The 22,674-nt window shown below is 65.2% G+C and carries 15 protein-coding genes; 8 read left to right on the plus strand and 7 right to left on the minus strand.

Going from position 1 to position 22,674, the window contains the following annotated elements:
- Positions 1-11: 11 nt before the first annotated feature.
- From ACZK5G_RS16165 to ACZK5G_RS16195, 7 genes are all read left to right on the plus strand, one after another.
- The gene (locus ACZK5G_RS16165; RefSeq protein ID WP_049460709.1) at positions 12-2,819 is read left to right on the plus strand and encodes a TonB-dependent receptor domain-containing protein; all 2,808 of its coding nucleotides are present in this window, start codon (positions 12-14) and stop codon (positions 2,817-2,819) included.
- 169 nt (positions 2,820-2,988) lie between these two features.
- The gene (locus tag ACZK5G_RS16170; RefSeq protein WP_107431283.1) at positions 2,989-5,016 is read left to right on the plus strand and encodes an alpha/beta hydrolase family protein; all 2,028 of its coding nucleotides are present in this window, start codon (positions 2,989-2,991) and stop codon (positions 5,014-5,016) included.
- 186 nt (positions 5,017-5,202) lie between these two features.
- On the plus strand, positions 5,203-8,055 hold the full coding sequence (locus ACZK5G_RS16175) for a TonB-dependent receptor plug domain-containing protein (protein ID WP_107431284.1): 2,853 nt from the start codon (positions 5,203-5,205) through the stop codon (positions 8,053-8,055).
- Between the two features lie 190 nt (positions 8,056-8,245).
- The gene (locus tag ACZK5G_RS16180) at positions 8,246-10,348 is read left to right on the plus strand and encodes a M13 family metallopeptidase (protein WP_049398732.1); all 2,103 of its coding nucleotides are present in this window, start codon (positions 8,246-8,248) and stop codon (positions 10,346-10,348) included.
- Between the two features lie 309 nt (positions 10,349-10,657).
- Complete coding sequence (locus ACZK5G_RS16185) at positions 10,658-12,664, plus strand: M13 family metallopeptidase (protein ID WP_049460715.1); 2,007 nt, start codon at positions 10,658-10,660, stop codon at positions 12,662-12,664.
- Between the two features lie 126 nt (positions 12,665-12,790).
- A complete protein-coding gene (locus ACZK5G_RS16190) occupies positions 12,791-13,285 on the plus strand; it encodes a VOC family protein (protein WP_032128230.1) in 495 nt (164 codons plus the stop codon).
- A gap of 77 nt (positions 13,286-13,362) precedes the next feature.
- On the plus strand, positions 13,363-14,946 hold the full coding sequence (locus ACZK5G_RS16195; protein ID WP_478464080.1) for a phytoene desaturase family protein: 1,584 nt from the start codon (positions 13,363-13,365) through the stop codon (positions 14,944-14,946).
- A gap of 302 nt (positions 14,947-15,248) precedes the next feature.
- On the opposite strand, the gene ACZK5G_RS16200 is transcribed toward ACZK5G_RS16195, so the two are convergent.
- From ACZK5G_RS16200 to ACZK5G_RS16230, 7 genes are all read right to left on the minus strand, one after another.
- Positions 15,249-15,923, minus strand: a complete 675-nt coding sequence (locus ACZK5G_RS16200; protein ID WP_032128229.1) for a rhomboid family intramembrane serine protease — start codon at positions 15,921-15,923, stop codon at positions 15,249-15,251.
- Between the two features lie 93 nt (positions 15,924-16,016).
- Positions 16,017-16,445, minus strand: a complete 429-nt coding sequence (locus tag ACZK5G_RS16205) for an MGMT family protein (RefSeq protein ID WP_423173770.1) — start codon at positions 16,443-16,445, stop codon at positions 16,017-16,019.
- On the minus strand, positions 16,352-17,272 hold the full coding sequence (locus ACZK5G_RS16210; RefSeq protein WP_478464081.1) for a DMT family transporter: 921 nt from the start codon (positions 17,270-17,272) through the stop codon (positions 16,352-16,354). The genes ACZK5G_RS16205 and ACZK5G_RS16210 overlap by 94 nt, the downstream gene beginning before the upstream one ends.
- Before the next feature lie 188 nt (positions 17,273-17,460).
- On the minus strand, positions 17,461-18,819 hold the full coding sequence (gene gorA / locus ACZK5G_RS16215) for a glutathione-disulfide reductase (RefSeq protein WP_478464083.1): 1,359 nt from the start codon (positions 18,817-18,819) through the stop codon (positions 17,461-17,463).
- Positions 18,816-20,066: an NAD(P)/FAD-dependent oxidoreductase gene (locus ACZK5G_RS16220; protein WP_478464084.1), complete on the minus strand. Its 1,251-nt coding sequence runs from the start codon at positions 20,064-20,066 to the stop codon at positions 18,816-18,818. The genes gorA and ACZK5G_RS16220 overlap by 4 nt, the downstream gene beginning before the upstream one ends.
- A 3-nt stretch (positions 20,067-20,069) precedes the next feature.
- The gene (locus ACZK5G_RS16225) at positions 20,070-21,314 is read right to left on the minus strand and encodes a DUF418 domain-containing protein (RefSeq protein ID WP_478464085.1); all 1,245 of its coding nucleotides are present in this window, start codon (positions 21,312-21,314) and stop codon (positions 20,070-20,072) included.
- A gap of 116 nt (positions 21,315-21,430) precedes the next feature.
- Complete coding sequence (locus ACZK5G_RS16230) at positions 21,431-21,913, minus strand: FKBP-type peptidyl-prolyl cis-trans isomerase (protein ID WP_049398704.1); 483 nt, start codon at positions 21,911-21,913, stop codon at positions 21,431-21,433.
- A 73-nt stretch (positions 21,914-21,986) separates the two neighbouring features.
- Here ACZK5G_RS16230 and ACZK5G_RS16235 point away from each other — a divergent pair, with 73 nt between their 5' ends.
- A complete protein-coding gene (locus ACZK5G_RS16235; RefSeq protein WP_065428014.1) occupies positions 21,987-22,565 on the plus strand; it encodes a C40 family peptidase in 579 nt (192 codons plus the stop codon).
- The last annotated feature ends 109 nt before the right edge of the window (positions 22,566-22,674 follow it).

The raw sequence follows: 22,674 nt of genomic DNA on the forward strand, positions 1-22,674 counted from the left end.
GGGGATTTTCCATGTCTCGCCATCGTTCCACACTCTCGCGCCACCCACTGACGCTCGCCCTGCTCGGCACACTGCTCGCCTCCGGCACGGCCCTGGCGCAAAGCGGCAACGCACCGACCCAGCTTGACCGCGTGACGGTCACCGGTTCGCTGATTCCGCAGACCGAGATCGAGAACCACACACCGGTCCTGACCGTGACCGCCGAAGACATCCAGACCCGCGGCTTCACCAGCGTTGCCGATGTCCTGCAGCAGTCCTCGCTGTCCACTGGCGGCCTGCAGGGTGGCCAGACCTCGGCCTCGTTCACCCAGGGCGCCGAAGCCGCCGGCATGTTCGGCCTCAGCCCGGGTTACACCAAGTACCTCATCAACGGCCGCCCGATGCTTTCGTATCCGGCGCTGTACAACGGCGGCGATACGTTCAACAACATCAGCGGCATTCCGATCGACATCGTCGAGCGCATCGAGATCCTGCCGGGCGGCCAGTCCTCACTGTATGGCTCCGATGCGATCGCTGGCGTGGTCAACATCATCCTCAAGGAACGCATGGATGGTGGCGTCCTCAACGTCCGTGGCGGCGCCTACAGCGAAGGCGGCGGCAACAGCTTCCGCTTCAGCGGCGCCCGCGGCTTCAATGGTGTCGATGACCGCTTCCACGCGCTGGTCAATGTGCAGTACGAAAAGACCAGCCCGATCTGGGGCTACCAACGCGATCTGACCAAGGTCAACAATCCCGACGGCTACAGCCCGCAGTACGTCTCCAACGATTTCCTGGTGCTGCTGCCGGCCAACAACAACCGTTACGCGATGATGGACCCGAACCTGTGCGCCAACGTCGCCGGGCAGTTCGATGGCACCACCGTGCTCGGCACCCGGCCCACCGGCCAGGCATGCGGCTCGACCTATGGCACCGGCTACAAGACCATCAAGAACGGCAAGGAAAGCGCGCAGATCTACAGCTCTGCCACCTTCGACGTGAATGACAATTTCCAGCTGTTCGGCGATGCGCTGTACAGCCTGGAAGAGGTCAAGTACGCGACGGGTTCCGGCTACACCTGGTGGGGCACCTCTTCCGGTTGGGGCCGCTTCTACGACCAGGCCAGCGGCCAGTACATGAACCTGCAGCGCGTGTTCGCCCCGGAAGACATCGGCGGCGCCGGCTACCGCGACATCATGAACACCGACCGCAACAAGGCCTATCAGGTGACGCTGGGCGGCCGCGGCACGGCCGGCAACTGGGACTACAGCCTCAGCTTCACCCGCGGCGAGTACAAGCTGACCGAGCGCAACTTCGTGCGCTGGAATGACCCGATCAACGATTACTTCGAACAGCGCGTGCTCGGCCCGGTGCTGGGAACCACCAGCACCGGCTACGACATCTACAGCCCGAACTGGGAAGCCTTCTACGCGCCGCTGCCGGCCGGTGACTTCCAGACCTTCACCGGCTACAGCTACAGCCAGAGCCGCACCTGGCAGAACCTGGCCCGTGCACAGGTCACCAATGGATCACTGTTCAAGCTGCCCGGCGGCGACGCCGGCCTGGCCGTGGTCGTTGAAGGTGGAAGCGAAGGCTGGGACTACAGCCCCGATCCGGGCCTGATGGATGGCAGCGTCTGGGGCACCACGGCGGTCTCCGGTGCTGGCCACCGCAGCAACTATGCGGTGACCGGCGAACTGCGCCTGCCGCTGCATGACATGCTGACGGTGACCGGTTCCGGTCGCTACGACGCCTTCAAGATCGGCAGCAACACCGTCGACAAGTCCACCTACAGCATCGGCGTCGAGTTCCGTCCGATCGAAAGCCTGCTGTTCCGCGGCAAGTACGGTACGGCGTTCCGCGCTCCGACGCTGTCCGACGCGTTCCAGGGCCGTAGCGGCTACTACGCCAACGGCTCCACCGACTACTACCGCTGCGGCCAGTTGGGCTACGACCCGGCCAACACCACCGGTTGCCCGTATGACAGCGTCTCGGTGTTCGGCACCCGCGCCGGTAACCCGGACCTGGAGCCGATCACCGCCGACGTCTGGAATGCAGGTGTTGTGTGGGCACCGATCAACAACCTGTCGCTGTCGGTGGACTACTACAACTGGAAGATCAAGAACGAGGTCGATACGCTCAGCTCCGACCAGCTGCTGCTGGCCGAGTACTACTGCCGTGGCGGCCAGGCCAACAACACCTCGGCCAGCTGCCAGAACGTCAACGACTGGATCACCCGCGATGCGTCCGGCGTGCTGGACGAGATCTACACCCCGAAGATGAACGTCGCCCGCCAGAACCTGGAAGCGCTGACCGCCAGCTTCAAGTACGTGCACGACATGGGCCGCTTCGGTTCGCTTCAGTTCTCGGGCAACTACACCGACATGCTCAAGCGCGAACTGCAGCCGCAGCCGGGCGATGAGTTCCTGGACCTGCTGCGTGACCCATACGCGATGTGGGTATACGACTCGTACGCCAAGGTGCGCGCCGATGGTTCGGTCGGCTGGGCCAAGGACAAGTGGACCACCACCCTGTACGCCAACTACATTGGCAAGACGCCGAACTACATGGCGTACGTGGGCAATGGCTACGACTACGTCCACAGCTCCGGCTACAAGGCAGGCAAGTGGGGCTCCTACACCACTTACAACCTGAGCGTGAACTACCGTGCGTTGGACAACCTGACCCTGTCGCTGATGGTCAACAACGTGTTCAACAAGATGCCGGACAACCAGCGCTTCAGCTTCGCCGGCACCAGCGGCCAGCCGTACAACAATTACCTGTACAACGCCTACGGGCGTGCCATCTATGTGCAGGCCAAGTACGAGTTCGGCGATCACTGATCCAGGCCCTTGCCGCACCAAAGACCCCGCCCCCGGCGGGGTCTTTTTTTGCTGGTCGCCCCTCCAGGGCGTGACGCGCGCCCGGGCATTCACGCCAAGTTGACTGGATTCACGTCTTCGTTCATCTTCAGGTCATATTGATGTGCCCGCCACAAGGACCCTGCCGACCATGGAACTGCGCTTGTCCCCCGCCCGCCTTGGCGCCGCCGCACTGGCGGCGCTGTGCATTGCCCCTGCCCTCGCAAGCCCTCTGCCAGCCGAGGATTTCGCCAAGATCCCCACCATCCAGTCGGTCACCATGAGCGCCGACGGCAAGCAGCTGGTCGCGATCGTCGCCGCGCCCGGCAGCGACAACAGCGATACCGCCCTGGCCAACTGGAACCTGGATAACCTCGGCGCCGGTCCGGTCGCCATCACGCCATCCGGTGACCGGATGAAGTTCATCGCGGCAAGCGCACTGAAGGCGGGACGCAACCTCGTCATCGGGCGCCAGGAATGGACAGGCAAACTCGGCGGCTGCGGTGAAGGCAACAGTACGGGAGCCACCAAGACCTTCCTGACCAAGGCCTACCTCACCGACGCCACCCAGACCAAGTTCGACGAGGCGTTCGCCAACAACACCCGCACGCTCGGGGTCAGCCCCGAGACCCTTCGCTGCCTCGAACTTGCGGGTACCGCCTCGCTCGTCCATGGGCTGCCGCTGGATGCAGACAGGGTCATCATCAGCCAGCTCAATGAGGCCACGCTGCAGGCCAACTACTACCGCTTCAACCTGCGCACGGGCCAGACCGAACTGCTGTTCAAAGGCAGCTCCCGCACGTCACCCGGCCTGTTCCATCCCCGCACAGGTGAAGTCCTTACCCAGACCCAGGTCGAATCCGCCGGCTCCGACGATTTCGAACAACGCATTCTGATCAAGAACAGCGCCGGCCAGTTCGAAGTGCACGCCCCCCTGACCACCCGACTGAGCGAACGCTATACGGTGGAAGTCGTCGGCATAGACGATGACAGCGGCAAGCTGTACGTGCTGACCGACCAGTTCTCGGATCTGGTGCAGGCGCGACTGTACGATCCTGCCAAAAAGGAGTTCGACAAGGAGCCTCTGGCCGCCCATCCATCCTTCTCGATCAGTTCACTGATCCTGGGCACGCGCAAGAGCAACTTCAACCAGGTCCTCGGCTTCTATATCGACGGTCCGCAGCGACAGGCCGTGTACGTGGATCCGCAGATGAAGGCCCTGCAGGAGGGCCTGCAGAAAGCCTATCCCGGCCTGAGCATCTACATCACCGGCTACAACGACGACCTTTCGCGCGTCCTGTTCACCACGGAAAGCAACCGCAACCCGAAGAGCTACTTCATCCTGGCCGATCGCAAGAATGTCGTGCCGCTGGGCAGCGAGCGCCCCTGGGTGGACAGCAAGCAGATCGGTGAACAACGCTGGGTGACCTACACCGCACGCGATGGGCTGCAGATTCCAGCGATTCTGGATCTCCCGCCGGGCTGGAAGCAGGGCGACGGCCCGCTGCCGGCACTCGTTCATCCGCACGGCGGGCCGTGGGCACGCGACTACACCGGCTGGGATGCATCCGGCTGGGTGCCGTTCTTCACTTCGCGCGGCTACGCCGTGTTGCGTCCTCAGTACCGCGGCAGCGCCGGCCTTGGCCGCAAGCTCTGGCTGGCAGGTGACGCCGAGTGGGGCCAGAAGATGCAGGACGACAAGGATGACGGCGCCGCCTGGCTGGTCTCACAGGGCATCGCCGCCAAGGACCGTATCGCGATCTTCGGCTATTCCTACGGCGGCTTCGCGGCTGCCGCCGCGACAGTGCGCAGCCCCTCCCCTTACCAGTGCGCCATCGCTGGCGCCCCGGTCACCGATCTTGGCCGGCTGGGCACCTCCTGGAGCCAGAACCGCCTGCAACGCATTCTGCAGGGGCGCACGGTGAAGGGCATGGACCCGATGCAGAACACTGCGAAGGCCACGATTCCTCTGCTGACCTTCGTCGGCGACCGTGACGTACGCACGCCGTCCTTCCATGCGAGGAACTTCTACAACGGCGTACAGGGCAAGGTCCCAGCCCGGTTCGAGCTGATCCCCGACATGCCGCACAGCATGCCGTGGTACCCCGCGCACTTCCGGACGACATTGACGCTCATGGCCGACTACCTGAGCAAGGATTGCGGCCCCGGCGGCCTCTGATCCCTCCCCGGGCACCCTCGCTTTCACCAAGCCCCTGCCGGCCAGGCAGGGGCTTTTTCATGCCCCAAATACTGAATTTCCCCATAACAACAGCAAGTTAAGAGATTTTAATATTCATGTTGCATTTACTTTACGCGACTCATACACTCCATTAACCGAAGCATAACAAGTGGGGATCAAAACGAAATGCGCAACGCCAACCGCCAATCAAAGCCAAGCCGCGTCCCGTTGACTCTTGCTGTGCTGGCCTGCCTGCAGGTCGCACCGGCTCTGGCCCAGGAATCCACCCAGCAGGAAGCAAAGGCGTCAAGCAGCTCAAGCGCTTCCACCCGCGCAACCGATCTTGACAAGGTTACGGTCACCGGCTCCCTGATCCGCCGTGCGGACTACGAGACCACTTCGCCGGTGTTCACGATCAACGCCGAAACCAATGCGAAGCAGGGCCAGGTCAACGTGGCCGAGTTCCTGCAGAAGTCGGCCATCGGTTCGGCCGAAACCCAGATCACCCACCAGTTCGGCGGCTTCGTCGTGGACGGCGGCACCGGCGTACAGACCGTGTCGCTTCGCGGCCTGGGCGCCAACCGCACCCTGGTGCTGCTCGATGGCCAGCGCCCCGGCCCGGCCGGTACCCGTGGCGCCGTCGGCGCCTTCGACCTGAACGTCATTCCCACCGCCATCCTGCAGCGTGCCGAGATCGTGAAGGACGGTTCGTCCTCGATCTATGGTTCCGACGCCGTGGCCGGTGTGGTCAACCTGATCACCAAGAAGAACATCGAGCGCCCGGAGCTGACCGTTACCGGCCGCGTCCCGACCGAAGGCGGCGGTGAAGTGTTCTCGGCGTCGCTTGCCAATGGCTGGAACTTCGAGAAGGGCAGCATCATCGCTGCCGTCGAGTGGTATCAGCACAACGAGCTGACCCGTGGCGACCGCGACTTCCTCAACTGCAGCAACGACCTGGTCAAGGACGCCGACGGCAACCGCATCGACCGCGAAGATCGTTCGCTCAATGCCGGTACGCCGCTGGCCAACTGTGTCAACATGCTGCACAACGTGGTCGACATCGGCAGCACCCGCTATGTGCCGTCGGGTGATGGCACCACTGTCGGCCCGCTGCCGGGCTACCGCCCGCGCAAGACCCAGAGCTACGCGCGCGGCCAGGCCTTCTTCGATGAGCCGGTGAACTTCGCGCGCTGGGGCCAGGGCCACATCATCAACAAGCAGGAGCGGAAGACCGCCTACGTGGCCACCGACTTCGGCTTCGATTCGGTCAACTGGAAGACCCAGTTCCTGTTCAACCGTCGCGAAACCGAGACGTTCTCCTGGCGCCAGTTCTTCCCGTATGCCTACATCCCGGGTACCGAGATCGTCGCCAACCCGGTGATGCTGTTCAAGTCCCAGCAGGATGTCACCGTCGATTACTTCTACGCCGCCACCAAGCTTGACGGCCTGTTCAAGGGCACCGACACCTGGGCGTGGGAAGTCAACGCGAACTTCAGCCACTCCAGTGGCAAGTACGGCAATCTGGCCATCCAGGCCTCCAAGAGCGGCGACCTGGACTACACCGACGCGCCGCCGGCGGTGAACTACTTCGACCCGGACTACCTGAGCGGCCGCAAGGTCGACGAGCTGGTCGACAAGCTCGGTGCGTGGGACTGGGGCAAGACCACTTACAAGCAGGCTACCATCAACGCCATCGTCAGCGGCGACCTGTTCGAGATGCCGGCCGGTGCGGTCGGTTTTGCGGGCGGCCTGGAATACCGCTATTACTCGCTCAACGACCAGCCGAGCGAACTGTCCCGCACTGGCGACATCTGGGGCTCGTCCTCGGCTGATGTGACCAAGGGCAACGACAAGGTCAAGGAAGCCTTCGTCGAGTTCGACGTGCCACTGCTGAAGGGCCTGCCGGCGGTGGAATCGCTGAGCCTGAACGCCTCGGGTCGCGTGTTCAAGTACGACAACGTTGCCGATTCGGACAATGTCTGGAAGGTCGGCCTGAACTGGCAGGTCATTCCGTCGCTGCGTCTGCGCGGTTCGATCGGCACCTCCTACCGCGCGCCGGGCCTGTACGAGCTGTACCTTGGCAACGAGACTGGTTTCTTCCAGCAGGCGAACGATCCGTGCGTACGCTGGGGTGAAAGCTCCAATACCAATTACCAGGCCAACTGTGCGGCCGCAGGTATCCCGGCCGACTATGCCGGCGGCGGCAGCAGCGGCACGGTGTACCGCCAGGGCGGTGGTAATTCGCTGATTCCGGAAACTTCGCGTGCGAAGACCGCCGGTATCGTGTTCACCCCGACCTTCGCCAACCTGAGCGTGGCCATCGATTACTTCGACTACGAAGTGAGCAATGAAATCGCGCAGCTGGGCAGCACCAACGTCATGCGTGGCTGCTACGGCGGCACGGTGTACCCGAACAGCTACTGCGATCTGCTGACCCGCAATCCGGCCAGTGCTACCCAGCCGTATGCGGTGACCCAGATCCAGAACAAGTTCATCAACATCAACAAGCAGCGCACCCGTGGCTACGACCTGACCGCAAACTTCGACCACGATTTCTCGTTCGGCAAGTTCTCGGCCGAGACCCAGGTCACCTACACGATCGAAGACACCCAGGAAGTGTTCTCCAGCGCAGCTGCGAGCGGCCTGGAATCCTCGGAGCTGCTGGGTGACATCGGCCGTCCGAAGGTGGTGGGCAACCTGGCGCTGAGCCTGACCCGCGGTGACTGGTCGTACAACTGGCTGACCACCTACATCCACAAGACCGAAGACATCGATCTGAGCCCGGTGTTCACCTACCAGGGTCGTCCGAACTCCTATCGTGACATCGTGGCCGACTCGCGCATCTACCACACCGCTTCGGTCAGCTACGCGCAGGCCGATTGGGAAATCCTGGTGGGCGTCAGCAACATCTTCAACAAGACCCCGCCGTTGGTTTCCATCGGTGTCGCCGATTCCCGCTACGGCAACGTACCGGCCTTCGCCACCCAGTACGACTACTACGGCCGCACCCCGTTCGTGCGTCTGAAGTACAAGTTCTGATCCACGCCTGATCGCAGTACCCCGACAGACCCGGCTTTTGCCGGGTCTGTCTTTTCCGGGCCACGAAGCGGCCCCCTTGCGCCCGGCCATGACCTTCGACACCCTTGCAGGGCAGGCCGGCGGCGTATTGTTCGGCCCACGGCCGTCCCCGCGGCCCTTCCCTGACTCACTCGGCCTGGAGGCCATCAAAGTGACCCGTACTCCCAAGATCGTGCTGCTGACCCTGGCCGTTTCGGCCGCGCTGGTCGGCTGCGGCAAGAACGAAACCCCGGCCAAGGATGCCACCGCCTCCACGCCGGCTGCGGCCGAAGCCACCAACTACACGCTGGACGAGAGCAAGCTGCCGGCCTACAACGCCTTCCAGCCCAGCGATCTGGATGCCAGCAAGGACGCCTGTGGCGCCTTCGGCGACTACGTCAACAGCAAGTGGCTGGCCGCCAATGAAATTCCGGGCGACCGCACCAGCTGGGGCGCGTTCACCATCCTCGACGAGCGTTCGGTGGCCGTACAGCACCAGTTGGCTGAACAGGTCGCGCAGGTCAAGAACCCGAACCATATCGAGAAGATCGTCGGCGACCTGTGGGCCACCGGCATGGACGAAGCCAAGATCAATGCCCAGGGCATCGAGCCGCTGAAGGCCGACCTGACCGCGATCGACGGCCTGCAGGACAAGGCGGCCATCGCCGACTACCTGCGCAGCAGCGCGGCCAAGGGTGACAACGTCCTGTTCGGCTTCGGCGCCGAAGCCGACTTCAAGAACTCGGCCGTCAACCTGGCCTACGCCAGCCAGGGCGGCCTGGGCCTGCCGGACAGCACCTACTACACCGATGCCAAGAACGCCGACAAGCTGAAGGCCTACCAGGCACACGTCGCCAAGGTGCTGGAGCTGTCCGGCGTCGCCGCTGCCGACGCTGCCAAGCAGGCCGAGGACGTGGTCAAGTTCGAGACCCGCCTGGCCAAGGCCTCCAAGTCGCGCGTGGAGCTGTCGCGCAACGTCGAGCTGTACTACAACCCGGTCACCCTGGCTGACGCCGACAAGCTGACCCCGAACTTCAGCTGGACCGAGTTCTTCAAGTCGCAGGGCGTAGCCGCGCCGGAGAAGTTCTCGCTGGCCATGCCGGCCTTCCATGAGGAAGTGAGCAAGGCGCTGGGCGATACCGATCCGTCGGTGTGGCGCGCCTACCTGCGCTTCCACACCGTGGACAGCGCCTCGCCGTACCTGGCCGATGCCTTCGTGCAGGAGAACTACGAGTTCTACGGCAAGACCCTCAACGGCCAGAAGGAACAGAAGCCGCGCTGGAAGCGCGTGCTGGGCACCATCGAGAACGACGCCGGTGAAGCCTTCGGCCAGCTGTACGTGAAGGTTGCCTTCTCGCCGGAAGCCAAGGCGAAGATGGAAGAGCTGGTGAAGAACCTGGCCGCTTCGCTGAAGGAACGCATCCAGGGCCTGAGCTGGATGAGCGATGAAACCAAGGCCAAGGCCATCGCCAAGTGGGAAACCTTCACCCCGAAGATCGGTTACCCGGACAAGTGGCGTGACTGGGCGGGCCTGCAGACCCAGCGCGACAGCTACCTGGGCAATGTGCGCGCAGCCAGTGAGTTCAACTACAAGTTCAACCTGTCCAAGATCGGCAAGCCGGTGGACAAGACCGAGTGGGGCATGACCCCGCAGACGGTCAACGCCTACTACAACCCGCTGCAGAACGAGATCGTGTTCCCGGCCGCCATCCTGCAGCCGCCGTTCTTCGATCCGAAGGCCGACGACGCACTGAACTATGGCGGCATCGGTGCGGTGATCGGCCACGAAATGACCCATGGTTACGACGACCAGGGTGCACGCTTCGGGCCGACCGGCAACATGGAAGACTGGTGGACCGCCGCTGACAAGAAGAACTTCGAAGGCTTGACCGGCAAGCTGGTCAAGCAGTTCGACCAGTACAAGGTCGACGGCCAGGCCGTGAACGGTCACCTGACCCTGGGCGAGAACATCGCCGACCTGGGCGGCCTGGCTACCGCCTACGACGCGCTGCAGAAGGCCTCCGCCGGCAAGGAAGATGCAAAGGTCGATGGCTTCACCCGCGACCAGCGCTTCTTCTTCAACTGGGCCACCGTGTGGCGCACCAAGTACACCCCGGAAAACGCCAAGGTCCGCCTGGCCACTGACCCGCACGCGCCGGCGCAGTTCCGCGCCATGGGTGCGCCGTCGAACCTGCCGACCTTTGCCGCGGCCTTCCAGTGCAAGGCCGGTTCGCCGATGGCCCGCGCCGGCGAGCAGCAGGTGGTGATCTGGTAAGCCCTGGCTGATGCCAAGGTAGACCTGCAGAGGCCCGGGAATTCCCGGGCCTTTGTTTTTTTGCCGCGCCCGTCATCCACGCATGGCGTGGATCTGCTGCGCCTGTGCAGGCCCACGCCGTTGGTAGATGCCGACCTTGGTCGGCGCACGGCACGGCGGAGCCACCGTGATGCGTGCATGCGATGTCGATGCCACACACCCGGTAGCGCCGGGCCATGCCCGGCGGATGCGCCGTGATGCGTGCATGCCGCGCCCATGCGCGGCTTGCTATAGTGCGCGCGCCCTCAATCCATCACGGATTCGTTCCACATGCCCAATTTCCGTCCGCTTGCCATCGCCCTGGGCATCAGCCTGGCGACTCTGGTCCCGACCCACGATGCCTTCGCCGCCAAGAAAAAGGCCGCGCGTGCCCCGGCTGTCAGTGCCCAGTGCAGCGACTTCTACGACGCCACCAATGCAGGCTGGCTGAAGGCCAACCCGGTGCCGCAGACCGGCGCCACCACCGCGCTGGGCCAGCTGGTCGACCGCAGCCGCCAGCAGCAGCGTGAACTGCTCGACGCAGCGATGAAGGCGCCGCAGGGCAACGTGCAGAAGCTGCTGGGTGACTTCTGGGCCAGTGGCCTGGACGAAGCGGCCGTGGAAGCAGACGGCTCCAACCCGATCGCCCCGCTGCTGACCCGCATCAACGCCATCAAGAAGGCCAAGGATGTGCCGGCCTCGATCGCCGCACTGCACCAGGTCGGCATCCCGGTGGCATTCAACTTCGGCCCCGACGTCGATCTGAAAGCGCTGGACCGTCACATCGGCTACTTCATGCAGGGCGGCATGGGCCTGCCGGATCCGGCGTTCTATACCCGCACCGACGCCGACACCGTGGCGCTGATGGGCCGCTACCGCAACTACGTCAAGCAGATCCTGGCGCTGACCGGCACCCCGGCGGCCAAGCTGGATGCCGAGTCGCAGGCGGTGATCGCGCTGGAAACCGAGCTGGCACGCAATGCGCAGTCGCTGGCCGGCATCAACAACCCGTTCAACAACTACGCGCCGATCTCCACCAAGGAGCTCAACAGCCGCTACCGCAACCTGCAGCTGGATGCCTTCCTGAAGGCACAGGGCGTGGATGACGACCTGGTCTCGCTGGCCGACCCGGGCCTGTTCAAGCAGCTCGACGGCATGGTCACCAAGCTCAAGCCGGACCAGTGGAAGGCCTACCTGCGCTGGCGCGTGGGCGACTCGATGGCACCGTACCTGTCCAAGGCCTACCGCGATGCCGAGTTCGAATTCCGCGGCCGCGTGCTGCGTGGCGAAACCCTGCCGCCGCAGCGCTGGGAAGACGTGCTGGAGGCGATCAACGTAGCCGCTGGCCCGATGGTCGGTCGCGAATACGCTGCCCGTTACCTGTCCGCCGAAGATCGTCGCCAGGCGGCGTGGATCGTCGACAAGGTGCGCGAAGTGCAGATCGAAGCGGTCAAGAACAGCAGCTGGATGAGCACCGAAGCCAAGGCCGAAGCGCAGGCCAAGCTGGCTGCGCTGAAGATCGAGATCGGCACCCCGCTGCGCGACCTCGACTACAGCGTGCAGCCGATGGGCCGCGGTTCGTTCGGTGGCAACATGCTGATTGCTTCGACCTGGCGCCATCGCGAGGAAATGAAGCGCATCGGCAAGGGCAATGCCGACCGTCGCTGGGACGTGCTGCCGCAGCAGCCTTCGCTGGCCTACGATCTGGCCCAGAACCGCCTGATCGTCACCGCCGCGATCCTGCAGGGCCCGGTGTTCAACGCCAAGGCCGACGCCGCCGACAAGTTCGGCAGCTTCGGTGGCCTGGTCGGCCACGAGCTGACCCGCGCGATCGATGCAAAGGGCGCTCTGGTCGACGCCAAGGGTGAACTGCGCAGCTGGTGGACCCCGGCCGACAAGACCGCCTGGACCCTGCTCGGTAACCGCGTGGCCGCGCAGTACAGCGCCTACGACTTCCCGGGCGTGAAGGGTGCCAAGGTCAACGGCACGCTCACCCAGGAAGAGAACCTGGCCGACATCGCCGGTCTGGAACTGGCCTGGGCGGCGTATGTCGCGCAGGAGCCGAAGGCCAAGCAGGCCCAGCAGCAGGGCTTCTTCCGCGCCTGGTCTGCGCTGTGGGCGCAGCAGCTGGCGCCGAACGAGGCCGTACGTCGCCTGACCGCCGACATCCGTGCACCGGGCCTGTGGCGCAGCAACGGCACGCTGGCCAACCTGCCGGCCTTCGGCGCCACCTTCAGCTGCAAGGCCGGCCAGCCGATGCAGCGCAGTGAAGCCGAGCAGATCAAGGTCTGGCGCTGATCCAGCTGCCACACGGGTAACGCAGAGGGCGCCTTCGGGCGCCCTCCTTTTTTGCAGGTGCAGCACGATCCCGGATTAACACCGCGCATGCTATCGCTGCGGCTTCGTCCAACGTGGAGCCCCGACATGGCACACAAGAACACGATCTGTGTCTGGTATGACAACGGCGCGCTCGAGGCCGCCACCTTCTACGCCAGTATCCTGCCCGACAGCGCGGTGACCGCCGTGCATCACGCCCCCGGTGACTATCCGGACGGCAAGGAAGGCAACGTACTGACCGTTGAATTCACGGTCTGCGGCATCCCCTGCGTCGGCCTCAACGGCGGCACCGCGTTCAAGCACAGCGAAGCGTTTTCCTTCCAGATCCAGACCGAGGACCAGGCCGAGACCGACCGCCTGTGGAATGCGATCGTCGGCAACGGTGGCCAGGAGAGCCAATGCGGCTGGTGCAAGGACCGCTGGGGCATCTCCTGGCAGATCAGCCCGCGCATGCTCATCGAAGCGGTGACCAGCCAGGACAAGGCACTGGCCAAGCGCGCATTCAACGCGATGATGCCGATGAAGAAGATCGACATCGCCACCATCGAAGCAGCGATCAAAAAAGGGGACGGAGGGGATTAAGTCGTTTTTCCCCATTGCCGGTGACCCCATGCGAATTGCGACTTAATCCCCTCCGTCCCCTTTTTTCCGAGGTGCAGATGACCTGGGATGCGATCATCGTTGGCGGTGGCCACAACGGCCTGGTCTGCGCGGCCTATCTGGCGCGTGCCGGAAAGAAGGTGCTGGTGCTGGAACGTCGCGGCGTTCTTGGCGGAGCTGCAGTCACCGAGGAATTCCATCCCGGCTTCCGCAATTCAGTCGCCTCGTACACGGTCTCGCTGCTGCAGCCGAAGGTGATCGACGACCTGCAGCTGCATGCGCATGGGCTGCGCATCGTCGCGCGTCCGGCCAACAACTTCCTGCCATTGCCCGACGACCGCTATCTGTTGTCGGCTCCTGGCCGCACTCAGGCCGAGGTGGCGAAGTTCTCCGAGCGGGATGCGCAGCGCTTGCCCGCGTACGAGGCACGCCTGGAAATCTTCGCCGACGTATTGCGCGCATGGGCCCTGCGCGCGCCGCCCGACCTGGGTGTAGCAGGCGGTTGGCGTGCGCTGCCCGCACTATGGCAGATGGGGAAACTCGGCCGCGAACTGGCGGCGCTGGATGCGCCACTGCGGCAGGAACTGCTGGACCTGTTCACGCTGTCGGCGGCGGAGTACCTGGACCGTTGGTTCGAGAGCGAGCCGATCAAGGCGCTGTTCGGCTTTGATGGCATCGTCGGCAACTACGCAAGCCCGTATACAGCGGGCAGTGCCTACGTACTGCTGCACCACGTATTCGGCCAGTGCAATGGCGTAAAGGGTGCGTGGGGCCACGCGATCGGCGGCATGGGCGCGATCAGCCAGGCCATCGCCAGCGCGGCGCGCGAGGCCGGGGCCGAACTGTGCGTGGATGCCGGTGTGCAACAGGTACTGACCGAACAAGGCCGCGCCGTGGGGGTGGAACTGGTCAACGGCGAAACCCTGCGTGCACGCGCGGTGGTGGCCAACGTCAATCCGAAGCTGCTGTACGAACAGCTGCTGGAGCCGACGCAGGTACCCGCTGCCACACGCGAACGCATGACGAACTGGCGCTGTGGTTCCGGCACCTTCCGGATGAACGTGGCGCTGTCGCGGTTGCCGGACTTCCGTGCCCTGCCCGGCCCCGGCGATCACCTCAGCGCCGGCATCATCATGGCCCCCAGCCTGGACTACATGGACCGCGCCTGGCTGGATGCGCGCCGCGAAGGCTGGTCGCGCGAACCGATCGTAGAGATGCTGATTCCGAGCACGCTGGATGATTCACTGGCGCCGCGCGGGCAGCATGTGGCCAGCCTGTTCTGCCAGCACGTGGCGCCGGTACTGCCCGACGGGCGCCACTGGGATGATCACCGTGAGACTGTGGCGGACCTGATGATTGCCACCGTCGAACGGTATGCGCCCGGCTTTGCCGGCAGCGTGCTCGGTCGGCAGGTGCTGTCGCCGCTGGATCTGGAACGCACCTTCGGCCTGGTCGGCGGTGACATCTTCCACGGTGCACTGAGTGCCAACCAGTTGTTCTCGGCGCGGCCGATGGTCGGCCAGGCCGGCTACCGCGGCGCCCTTCCGGGTTTGTATCTGTGTGGGTCGGGTACCCATCCCGGTGGCGGTGTGACCGGTGCGCCCGGGCACAATGCCGCGCAGGTGGTGTTGCAGGATGGGTAGGTGCCAACCTTGGTTGGCACAGAGTGGCAGAGCGGACGCCAACCAAGGTTGGCATCTACCGGGTCAGATGATCCGATTCAAAGCGTGCCAACCTACCCGCGTGGGACAAGGTGTGCCGACCAACGGTCGGCACCTACCGCGTCAAATGATCCCATTCAAAGCGTGCCAACCAAGGTTGGCACCTACCCGCGTGGGACAAGGCGTGCCGACCAACGGTCGGCACCTACCGCGTCAAATGATCCCATTCAAAGCGTGCCAACCAAGGTTGGCACCTACCCGCGTGAAGCGAGGCGCATCGCGCCTCACTTCACGCTGCGCAGATGGTTCGGGCGCTTCGGTGGGCCGGGCGGGCGGCGCTTGTTGAACGGCGATTGTCCGCGCCAGTAACGGATCAGCAACCAGCCGAACAGCATGCCGCCGAGGTGTGCGAAGTGGGCCACGCCCGGCTGCCAGCCGGTCATGCCCAGCACCAGCTCGCCCACGCCGAACAGGATCACGAAGGTCCGCGCCTTCATCGGGATCGGCGGGAACAGCAGCATCACCCGCTGGTTGGGGAACAGCATGCCGTAGGCCAGCAGCAGGCCGAACACGCCACCGGAAGCGCCCAGCACCGTGGCCGGGTTTTCCAGCAGCGTACCCACCAGCAGCTGGCAGACACCGGCACCGGCCACGCACACCAGGTAATACAGCAGGAAGCGCTTCTCGCCCCAGGTCTGCTCCAGCGGCGCGCCGAACATGAAGACCGCCAGCATGTTGAAGAACAGATGGCCGAAGCTGCCGTGCAGGAAGCCGTAGGTCAGCAGCTGCCAAGGCTGGAAGTTGCCGCCCGGCGAGAATGCGTCGAAGCCCTGCTGCAGGGGTTGCAGCATGAAGGGCTCGAAGGTCTGCATGCCGAGCAGGAACGGCTGCTGCAGCAGGAACAGGATCGCATTGGCGATCAGCAGGGCCTTGGTGACGGTTGGCAGTCGCGGGAACATGGGAGCACCGGCATGGAACGGCCTCCATCATAGCCGCAGCACCGTGTCTTGTTGGCGACCGGCAGGCGCGGCCTGTTCAGTCGCCAGCGGTGCTCAGCCCGGACCCCACACAGCGGCATCCAGTGCTGCCGCCGGATCAGCCGCCGGCATCCGCACCCGGCCGTTCTCCACCCGCACGCCCTCGGCGCGCAACCGCTGTGACTGCTCGCGCCAGCCGGCCGACCCTTCTTCCATGGCAATGCGCCCATCCGAGCGCAACACGCGGTGCCAAGGCAGGTCCGGGTCGTCGTTCTGGCCCAGGATGCGCGCGGTCAGGCGCGCACGCCCGGGCAGGCCCGCGCGCAGCGCCACCTGCCCATAGCCCATCACCTGCCCCGCCGGGATCGCGCGGATCACCGCCAGGATGCGCGCGCGCGCCTGCTCAGGCGTCAGCGCCGCAGGCGGGTTACCAGCAGAACGCCGATCAGCACCAGCACGGTGCCGGCGATCTGCGCCGGCCCCATCGGTTCGTCGAGCAGCCATAGGCTCATCACGATGGTGGAAACAGGGCCCAGCATACCGACCTGCGCGGCCAGCGACGAACCCACGCGCTGCACCGCCAGCATGATCGCCAGCACTGGCAGCACCGTGCACACGGTGGCATTGACCAGAGACAACCACTGCACCGCCGCAGGCGCCTGCCACAACAACGGCAGCGGATGGGTCACCGCGAAATGCAGCAGCACCAGCACGCTGGCCACGCAGCTGGCGTAAGCGGTCAGCCGCACCGCTCCGATACGCGCGACCACCTGCCCGCTGCCGAACAGGTACAGCGCATAGCTGAGCGCACTGCCCAGCACCAGCAGGCTGCCAACGATGATCTGCCCACCCTCGCGCTGCAGGTCATGGCCGAACGCCAGCAGCACGCCCAGATAACTCAGCACCAGCGCGCCGATCTGCCATCGGCCCGGCCGCTGGCGCGCCAGCAGCACGTTGATCAGCAGCACCAGGGTCGGGTTCAAGTACAGGATCAGCCGTTCCAGCGTCACGCTGATGTACTGCAGCCCCTGGAAGTCGAGCAGGCTGGACAGGTAGTAGCCGGTGAAGCCCAGCCACAGCACGCGGGCTCGGTCGGCCCAGGACAGTGGTTCGGCCCGACGCGTGGCCCACAGCGCCATCAAAACGAACAGCGGCAGCGCCATCAGCATGCGCAGGGCAAGCAGCGTGGTGGCATCCACGCCGTGACGCAGCCCGAGCTTGACGATGATCGCCTTGCCGGAAGCAGCGATGGCGCCGATCGCGGCCAGGCCGATCCCCCCCAGCGCAATGCGTGGGGAGGCGGTGGCGATACGGGAAGCGGGATTGGACATCAGGACGACGGCGGGCCGCTCGGAGCGGCTGGGGAAAGCGCGGGGGCGGCCATTGTCGCATGGGGGCGTCCGGTGCCCGCCCTGTAGAGTCGAGCCATGCTCGACTGTCTTTCCACCGCAGTCGAGCATGGCTCGACTCTACAAAGAGCGACGGCCGAGCATGGGCTCGGCTCTGCAGCAACCGCAGGTCAGCGCATCAACACCACTTCCTCGGCCGAGGTCGGGTGGATCGCCACGGTGTCATCGAACTGGGCCTTGGTCGCGCCCATCTTCACCGCCACCGCGAAACCCTGCAGGATCTCGTCGGCCGCTTCGCCCAGCAGGTGGATACCTACCACGCGTTCTTCCGGGCCGGCGCAGACCATCTTGAACAGGCTGCGCTGTGTACCGTTGGCCAGCGCCTGCAGCATCGGTCGGAAACGGCTGTGGTAAACGCTCACCTGGTCGAAACGCGCGCGCGCTTCTTCCTCGCTCATGCCCACCGCACCCAGCGGCGGGTGCGAGAACACCACGCTGGCCACGTTCTCGTAATCCATCTTCGACTGCGGGCGACCACCGAACAGGCGATCCATCAACCGTCGCGAAGCAGCCACCGCCACCGGGGTCAGGCCGACCTTGCCGGCGATATCACCCACCGCGTGCACGCTCGGCACGCTGGTGGTCTGCCATTCGTCCACCTGCACCTGCTGGTGTTCGCCAATGCCGATGCCGAGCGCTTCCAAGCCCAGATCACGACTGTTGCCGCGGCGGCCGGTGGCGAAGAACACCGCGTCGAACACGCTGTCGAGCGGGCCGTCATGGCCGAACGCACGTACGCGTTCGCCATCGCGCTGCAGTTCGCGCAGGCGATAGCCGAAATGGATGCGCACGCCCTGCTGCTTCAGGTTCTCGGCCAGCTGATCGGTCAACTCATAGTCGAAGCGCTCCAGCAGCCGCTTGCCGCGCACCAGCAGACTCACCCTGCTGCCCAGTGCCTGCAGCAGGCCGGCCAGTTCCACTGCGATGTAACCACCTCCGATGATCGCCACCTCGGCCGGCGCGGCACGCAGGTCGAAGAAATCGTCGGAGACCAGGCCCAGTTCCGCGCCGGGAATGTCCGGACGCAACGGGTGTGCGCCGGTGGCGATCAGGATGTGCTCGGCGCTGTAACGCACGCCATCGCTGCAGGCCACGGTGTGCGCATCCAGTAAATGGCCGCGTGCCGGAATGCGCACTACGCCGGTTTCGTCCAGGCGCTTGTGGTAGCTGGTATGGATGTTGCTGATGTAGGCCTGGCGATGGATTACCAGTTCCTTCCACGACAGCGCCGGGCGCGCTTGAACATCGAAGCCCATCGCACTGGCCAGGCCGATGCGCTCGTGCAGGTCGGCCGCCAGCCACATCGCCTTCTTCGGCACGCAGCCAACATTGACGCAGGTCCCGCCCAGCTCACCGGGCTCCAGCATGGCCACACGCTTGCCATGCTGCGCGGCACGGATCGCACCAGCCAGGCCGGCGGAGCCGCCGCCAAGGACGATCAGGTCGTAATCATAGGGTGCAGTGCTCATCGGAATCGCTCGGGTCGGTAAGGGGCAGGATCGATCGCTGGCGTGCGGCCGCAGACGAGATCGGCGATCAGCTGGCCGGTGCCGGCGCTCATGCTGATGCCGAGCATGCCATGCCCCGCTGCAAGCCAGACGTGAGGATGCGCGGGCGCGCGGCCGATCAACGGCACGTCGTCCACGCTCATGGGGCGCCACCCGCACCACTGCTCCTGCAGCTGCGCACCGCGCGGCGCGCGCAGGTAGTGGTCGGCGGCCTGCTGCAGGGCCTGCAGGCGGGCCGTGCGCAGCTGCGGTTCGGCACCGGCGAATTCCATGGTGCCACCCAGGCGCAGCGCGTCGCGCCAGGCAATCACGAACACGGAATGGTCCTTCAGCACCACCGGGCGCTGCGGCACCTGCACCGGTCGCGACCAGGTCAGCGAGTAACCTTTGCCGGGCTGGATCGGTACGCGCAGATCCAGCTGCCGTGCCCAGCGCGGCGACCACGGCCCGGTGGCCAGCACCAGCTCGCGTGCGTGCAGCGTGCGTTCGCCGACGTGCACGCGCACACCCTGCGCGTCGGTGCTGAAATCCTGCACGTCCGAGTGCTCTTCGATCACCACGCCCTGTGCACGCAGCACGCGCGCCAGTTCGGCGGTGTAGCGGTCCGGACGCAGCTGCGCATCGCCGGGGAAGTGGATCGCGCCGGCAATGCGATCATGGAAAGCTGGATTGTCGCGCGCATAGTCGGCGCCATCGATGCGCGCGGTGGCGATGCCCTGCGCGTTCAGTGCCTCACACTCAGCGGCGTGGTGATCGAAATTGCGGGCATCGCCAAACACGTAGTCCAGACCGCGGGTATCGAATTCGCAGTCCAGCGCATGCACCTGCACCCACTGTGCCAGGCGCAGCCGGGAATCATTCAGCAGCGCAGCGCGGGCGCGCGTGGCCTGCAGCCAGTCGCGGGCATTGCAGCGTGCGCTGAACTGCAGCAGCCAGCGCCACAATGCAGGGTCCAGTCGCGTACGCACGTACAACGGCGCACGCGGATCGAGCATCCAGCGCAGCGCGCGCAACGGTACACCAGGCGCTGGCAGCGGCGGCGCGTGGCTGGGGGTGATGGTGCCGCAGTTGCCATGCGAGGTCGCGCCGCCGACACGCCCACGGTCGATCACGCGTACCTGCCGGCCCTGTGCGCGCAGCGCGAGCGCGACGGCCAGTCCAATGGCACCGGCGCCGACCACGATCACATCCTCGCGCGCGCCCTGCATCGATCAGCCCTGCCCGGCCCCGCGCCGCATCGGCGGCCACTGCCGGTAGGTCATCGCACGCCACAGCCATTCCATCGGCCCGAAACGGAAGCGGCGCAACCACGCGTGCGAAATGCCCACCTGCACAGCGAACAGCAGTAGTGCGAACAGCAGCTGCACGCTGCGAGGCATCACCTCGAACCATCCCAGGCCGTAGTGATAGAACAGGAGCGTGCAGACCAACGACTGTGCCAGGTAATGGGTCAGCGCCATGCGCCCCACCGGCGCCAGCCAGGCCAGCCGCGTGCGCCAATGCACGATCCACGCCAGATAGCCCAGGCACATCGGCAGGCCGCCTATGGTCACCAGGCCCATCGCCGCCGTCACCGGAAGGTTGTAGGCGCCCGGTGCCAGGTAGGGTTTCCAGGCAACGCCGATCAACGTGACCAGCAGGCCCAGCGGCAACGCGACCCAGCGCAGCGACGCGTACAGCCGCGGGAAGCGCTCCGGCGCCGCCAGCGCGCCACTGCCGGCGAACCAGCTGCCGATCAGGAACATGCCCAGCACTTCCGGGCCGGTGATCAGCAGCGCCCCCATCGACGTACCAAACTCATTCAGGCGCTGCACATTGGCCTGCGCCCAGCTGCCCTGCCCGTACACCTGCCGCTGCAGCTCAATGCTCCGCTGCGCCTCGGCAAGCATGCCCTGCACATCTTCGGCCGAAGCCATCGACACCATCGCGCCGACCAGCAGCATCATCGCCACACCGCCGAGGTAGACCATCAGCCCCATCCACGGCAGCCAGCTGCGTGGCGCCTCGCGGCAGGCCAGCAGCGGCAACGAGATCAGTGCATACATCACCAGAATGTCGCCGGACCAGACCAGCAGTGCATGGCACAGACCGATCAGCAGCAAGCCAGCGCTGCGGCGCAGGTAGAACGGGGTGAAGTCGCGCCCGGCGGCCTCAGCGCGCTGCGCCATCACCGCGAAGCCGGCACCGAACAGCAACGAGAACAGGGTGAAGAACTTGCCCTGCACGAACACGTAGACAAAGGCATCGGCCCAGTAGTCGATGCCCTGCCAATGCACGTCGATGCCGGTGAACGCCAGGTCCAGCGGCCCGCTGAAGGCCTCGATGTTCATCAGCAGGATGCCCAGCAGCGCAGCACCGCGCAGCACGTCAAGCACGGCGATGCGTTCGCCGGAAGCCACCGGCTGCAGGGAAGGAGAAGCGGCGTTCACAGGGCGTCCGTCGGGCGGGTCCGCCATTATGCCGCCGGCCTGCGCGCCATGGATGGCCGCGTCGTGTTCCACAAACGCAACGGCCCGCCGAAGCGGGCCGTTGCTGCCATCACGATCGCGCTGCCATCACGATCGCGCTGCGATCAGTGCTGGTGACCGCCGTCGCCGTGGACGTGGCCGTGGTCGATTTCTTCCTTGCCGGCTTCGCGCACATCGACGATTTCCACGTCGAAGTGCAGGTCCTTGCCGGCCATCGGATGGTTCAGGTCGACGTCGACGACGCTCATGCCGACCTTCTGCACGGTCACCGCACGCGGGCCGAAGTTGGTCTGCAGCACGACCTGCTGGCCCGGAGCCAGCTTGGTGTTGCCGAAGTGCTTCTTCGGCACGCGCTGGGACAGGCCCTCACGTCGCTCGCCGTAGGCATCGGCAGCGTTGACGTCGACGCTGAAGGTCGCGCCGGCTTCCTTGTCCATCATGGCGTTTTCCAGGCCCGGGATGATGTTGCCGTGGCCGATCAGGATCGCCAGCGGCTCGCCGCGGTCCTTGGACGATTCGATCGGCTCCTGGCCGACTTCGGAAACGGTGTAGTGGAAGCGGACAACGCGGTCTTTTTCGATCTTCATGCGCAACTCTGTCTGGATCTGCCGGAGGCAGGCGGGTTGGGGCGGGTTGTCGCCCGGCGGGGACGCCGCCATCATGACGGCCAATCCTAAGGTGGCGCATTATCCGGAGATCATGCACATCACGCCAGTTTCGTCCGGCCTGCGCCGGCTCCTCGCCCCGGCCCTGCTGCTGGCCCTGCCCGTGCTGATGACCGCCTGCGGCGGCGGCAAGGCCACCCGACCCGCGCCGCCCCCGCCGACCGCGAACTGGCCGAAGACCGTGCCGGACAATCCCGAGGCGGCCAACTCGGTGCTGATGCGAGCCATCAGCCTGGTCGGCACCCCCTATCGCTATGGCGGCAATACCCCCGACTCCGGCTTCGACTGCAGCGGCCTGGTGGCCTACGTCTACCGCGAGATGCTGGACCTGAAACTGCCGCGCACCTCGCGCGACCTGGCGGCGGTACAGGGCCCGAAGATCGACCCGCAGCGCCTGGCCACCGGCGACCTGGTGTTCTTCGGCAGCCGCGGCAGCGTCACCCATGTCGGTATTTATGTAGGTGAAGGGCGTTTCGTGCACGCGCCAAGCACCGGCGGCACCGTGCGCCTGGACTCGCTCAGCGGCCCCTACTGGAAGGACCACTACACCGGCGCGAAACGTGTCCTTCGCTAAAATGAACAGGCGATATGTTCAAAACTGTGACGCGCATCACCCTGAAACTAACGGTTTACTAACGGAATTTTTAACTTATTGCCGCTTTTACAGGGCATGATGCCCCATC

It is taken from the genome of Stenotrophomonas sp. 62841_Sma, from assembly GCF_056482945.1.

What these genes read in the sequence shown, in the direction of transcription:
- ACZK5G_RS16165 (WP_049460709.1), top strand. Translation starts at nt 12, where the DNA reads ATGTCTCGCCATCGTTCCACACTCTCGCGCCACCCACTGACGCTCGCC.
- ACZK5G_RS16170 (WP_107431283.1), top strand. Translation starts at nt 2,989, where the DNA reads ATGGAACTGCGCTTGTCCCCCGCCCGCCTTGGCGCCGCCGCACTGGCG.
- ACZK5G_RS16175 (WP_107431284.1), top strand. Translation starts at nt 5,203, where the DNA reads ATGCGCAACGCCAACCGCCAATCAAAGCCAAGCCGCGTCCCGTTGACT.
- ACZK5G_RS16185 (WP_049460715.1), top strand. Translation starts at nt 10,658, where the DNA reads ATGCCCAATTTCCGTCCGCTTGCCATCGCCCTGGGCATCAGCCTGGCG.
- ACZK5G_RS16190 (WP_032128230.1), top strand. Translation starts at nt 12,791, where the DNA reads ATGGCACACAAGAACACGATCTGTGTCTGGTATGACAACGGCGCGCTC.
- ACZK5G_RS16195 (WP_478464080.1), top strand. Translation starts at nt 13,363, where the DNA reads ATGACCTGGGATGCGATCATCGTTGGCGGTGGCCACAACGGCCTGGTC.
- ACZK5G_RS16200 (WP_032128229.1), bottom strand. Translation starts at nt 15,923, where the DNA reads ATGTTCCCGCGACTGCCAACCGTCACCAAGGCCCTGCTGATCGCCAAT.
- ACZK5G_RS16205 (WP_423173770.1), bottom strand. Translation starts at nt 16,445, where the DNA reads ATGGCTGCTCGACGAACCGATGGGGCCGGCGCAGATCGCCGGCACCGT.
- ACZK5G_RS16210 (WP_478464081.1), bottom strand. Translation starts at nt 17,272, where the DNA reads ATGTCCAATCCCGCTTCCCGTATCGCCACCGCCTCCCCACGCATTGCG.
- gorA (WP_478464083.1), bottom strand. Translation starts at nt 18,819, where the DNA reads ATGAGCACTGCACCCTATGATTACGACCTGATCGTCCTTGGCGGCGGC.
- ACZK5G_RS16220 (WP_478464084.1), bottom strand. Translation starts at nt 20,066, where the DNA reads ATGCAGGGCGCGCGCGAGGATGTGATCGTGGTCGGCGCCGGTGCCATT.
- ACZK5G_RS16225 (WP_478464085.1), bottom strand. Translation starts at nt 21,314, where the DNA reads ATGGCGGACCCGCCCGACGGACGCCCTGTGAACGCCGCTTCTCCTTCC.
- ACZK5G_RS16230 (WP_049398704.1), bottom strand. Translation starts at nt 21,913, where the DNA reads ATGAAGATCGAAAAAGACCGCGTTGTCCGCTTCCACTACACCGTTTCC.
- ACZK5G_RS16235 (WP_065428014.1), top strand. Translation starts at nt 21,987, where the DNA reads ATGACGGCCAATCCTAAGGTGGCGCATTATCCGGAGATCATGCACATC.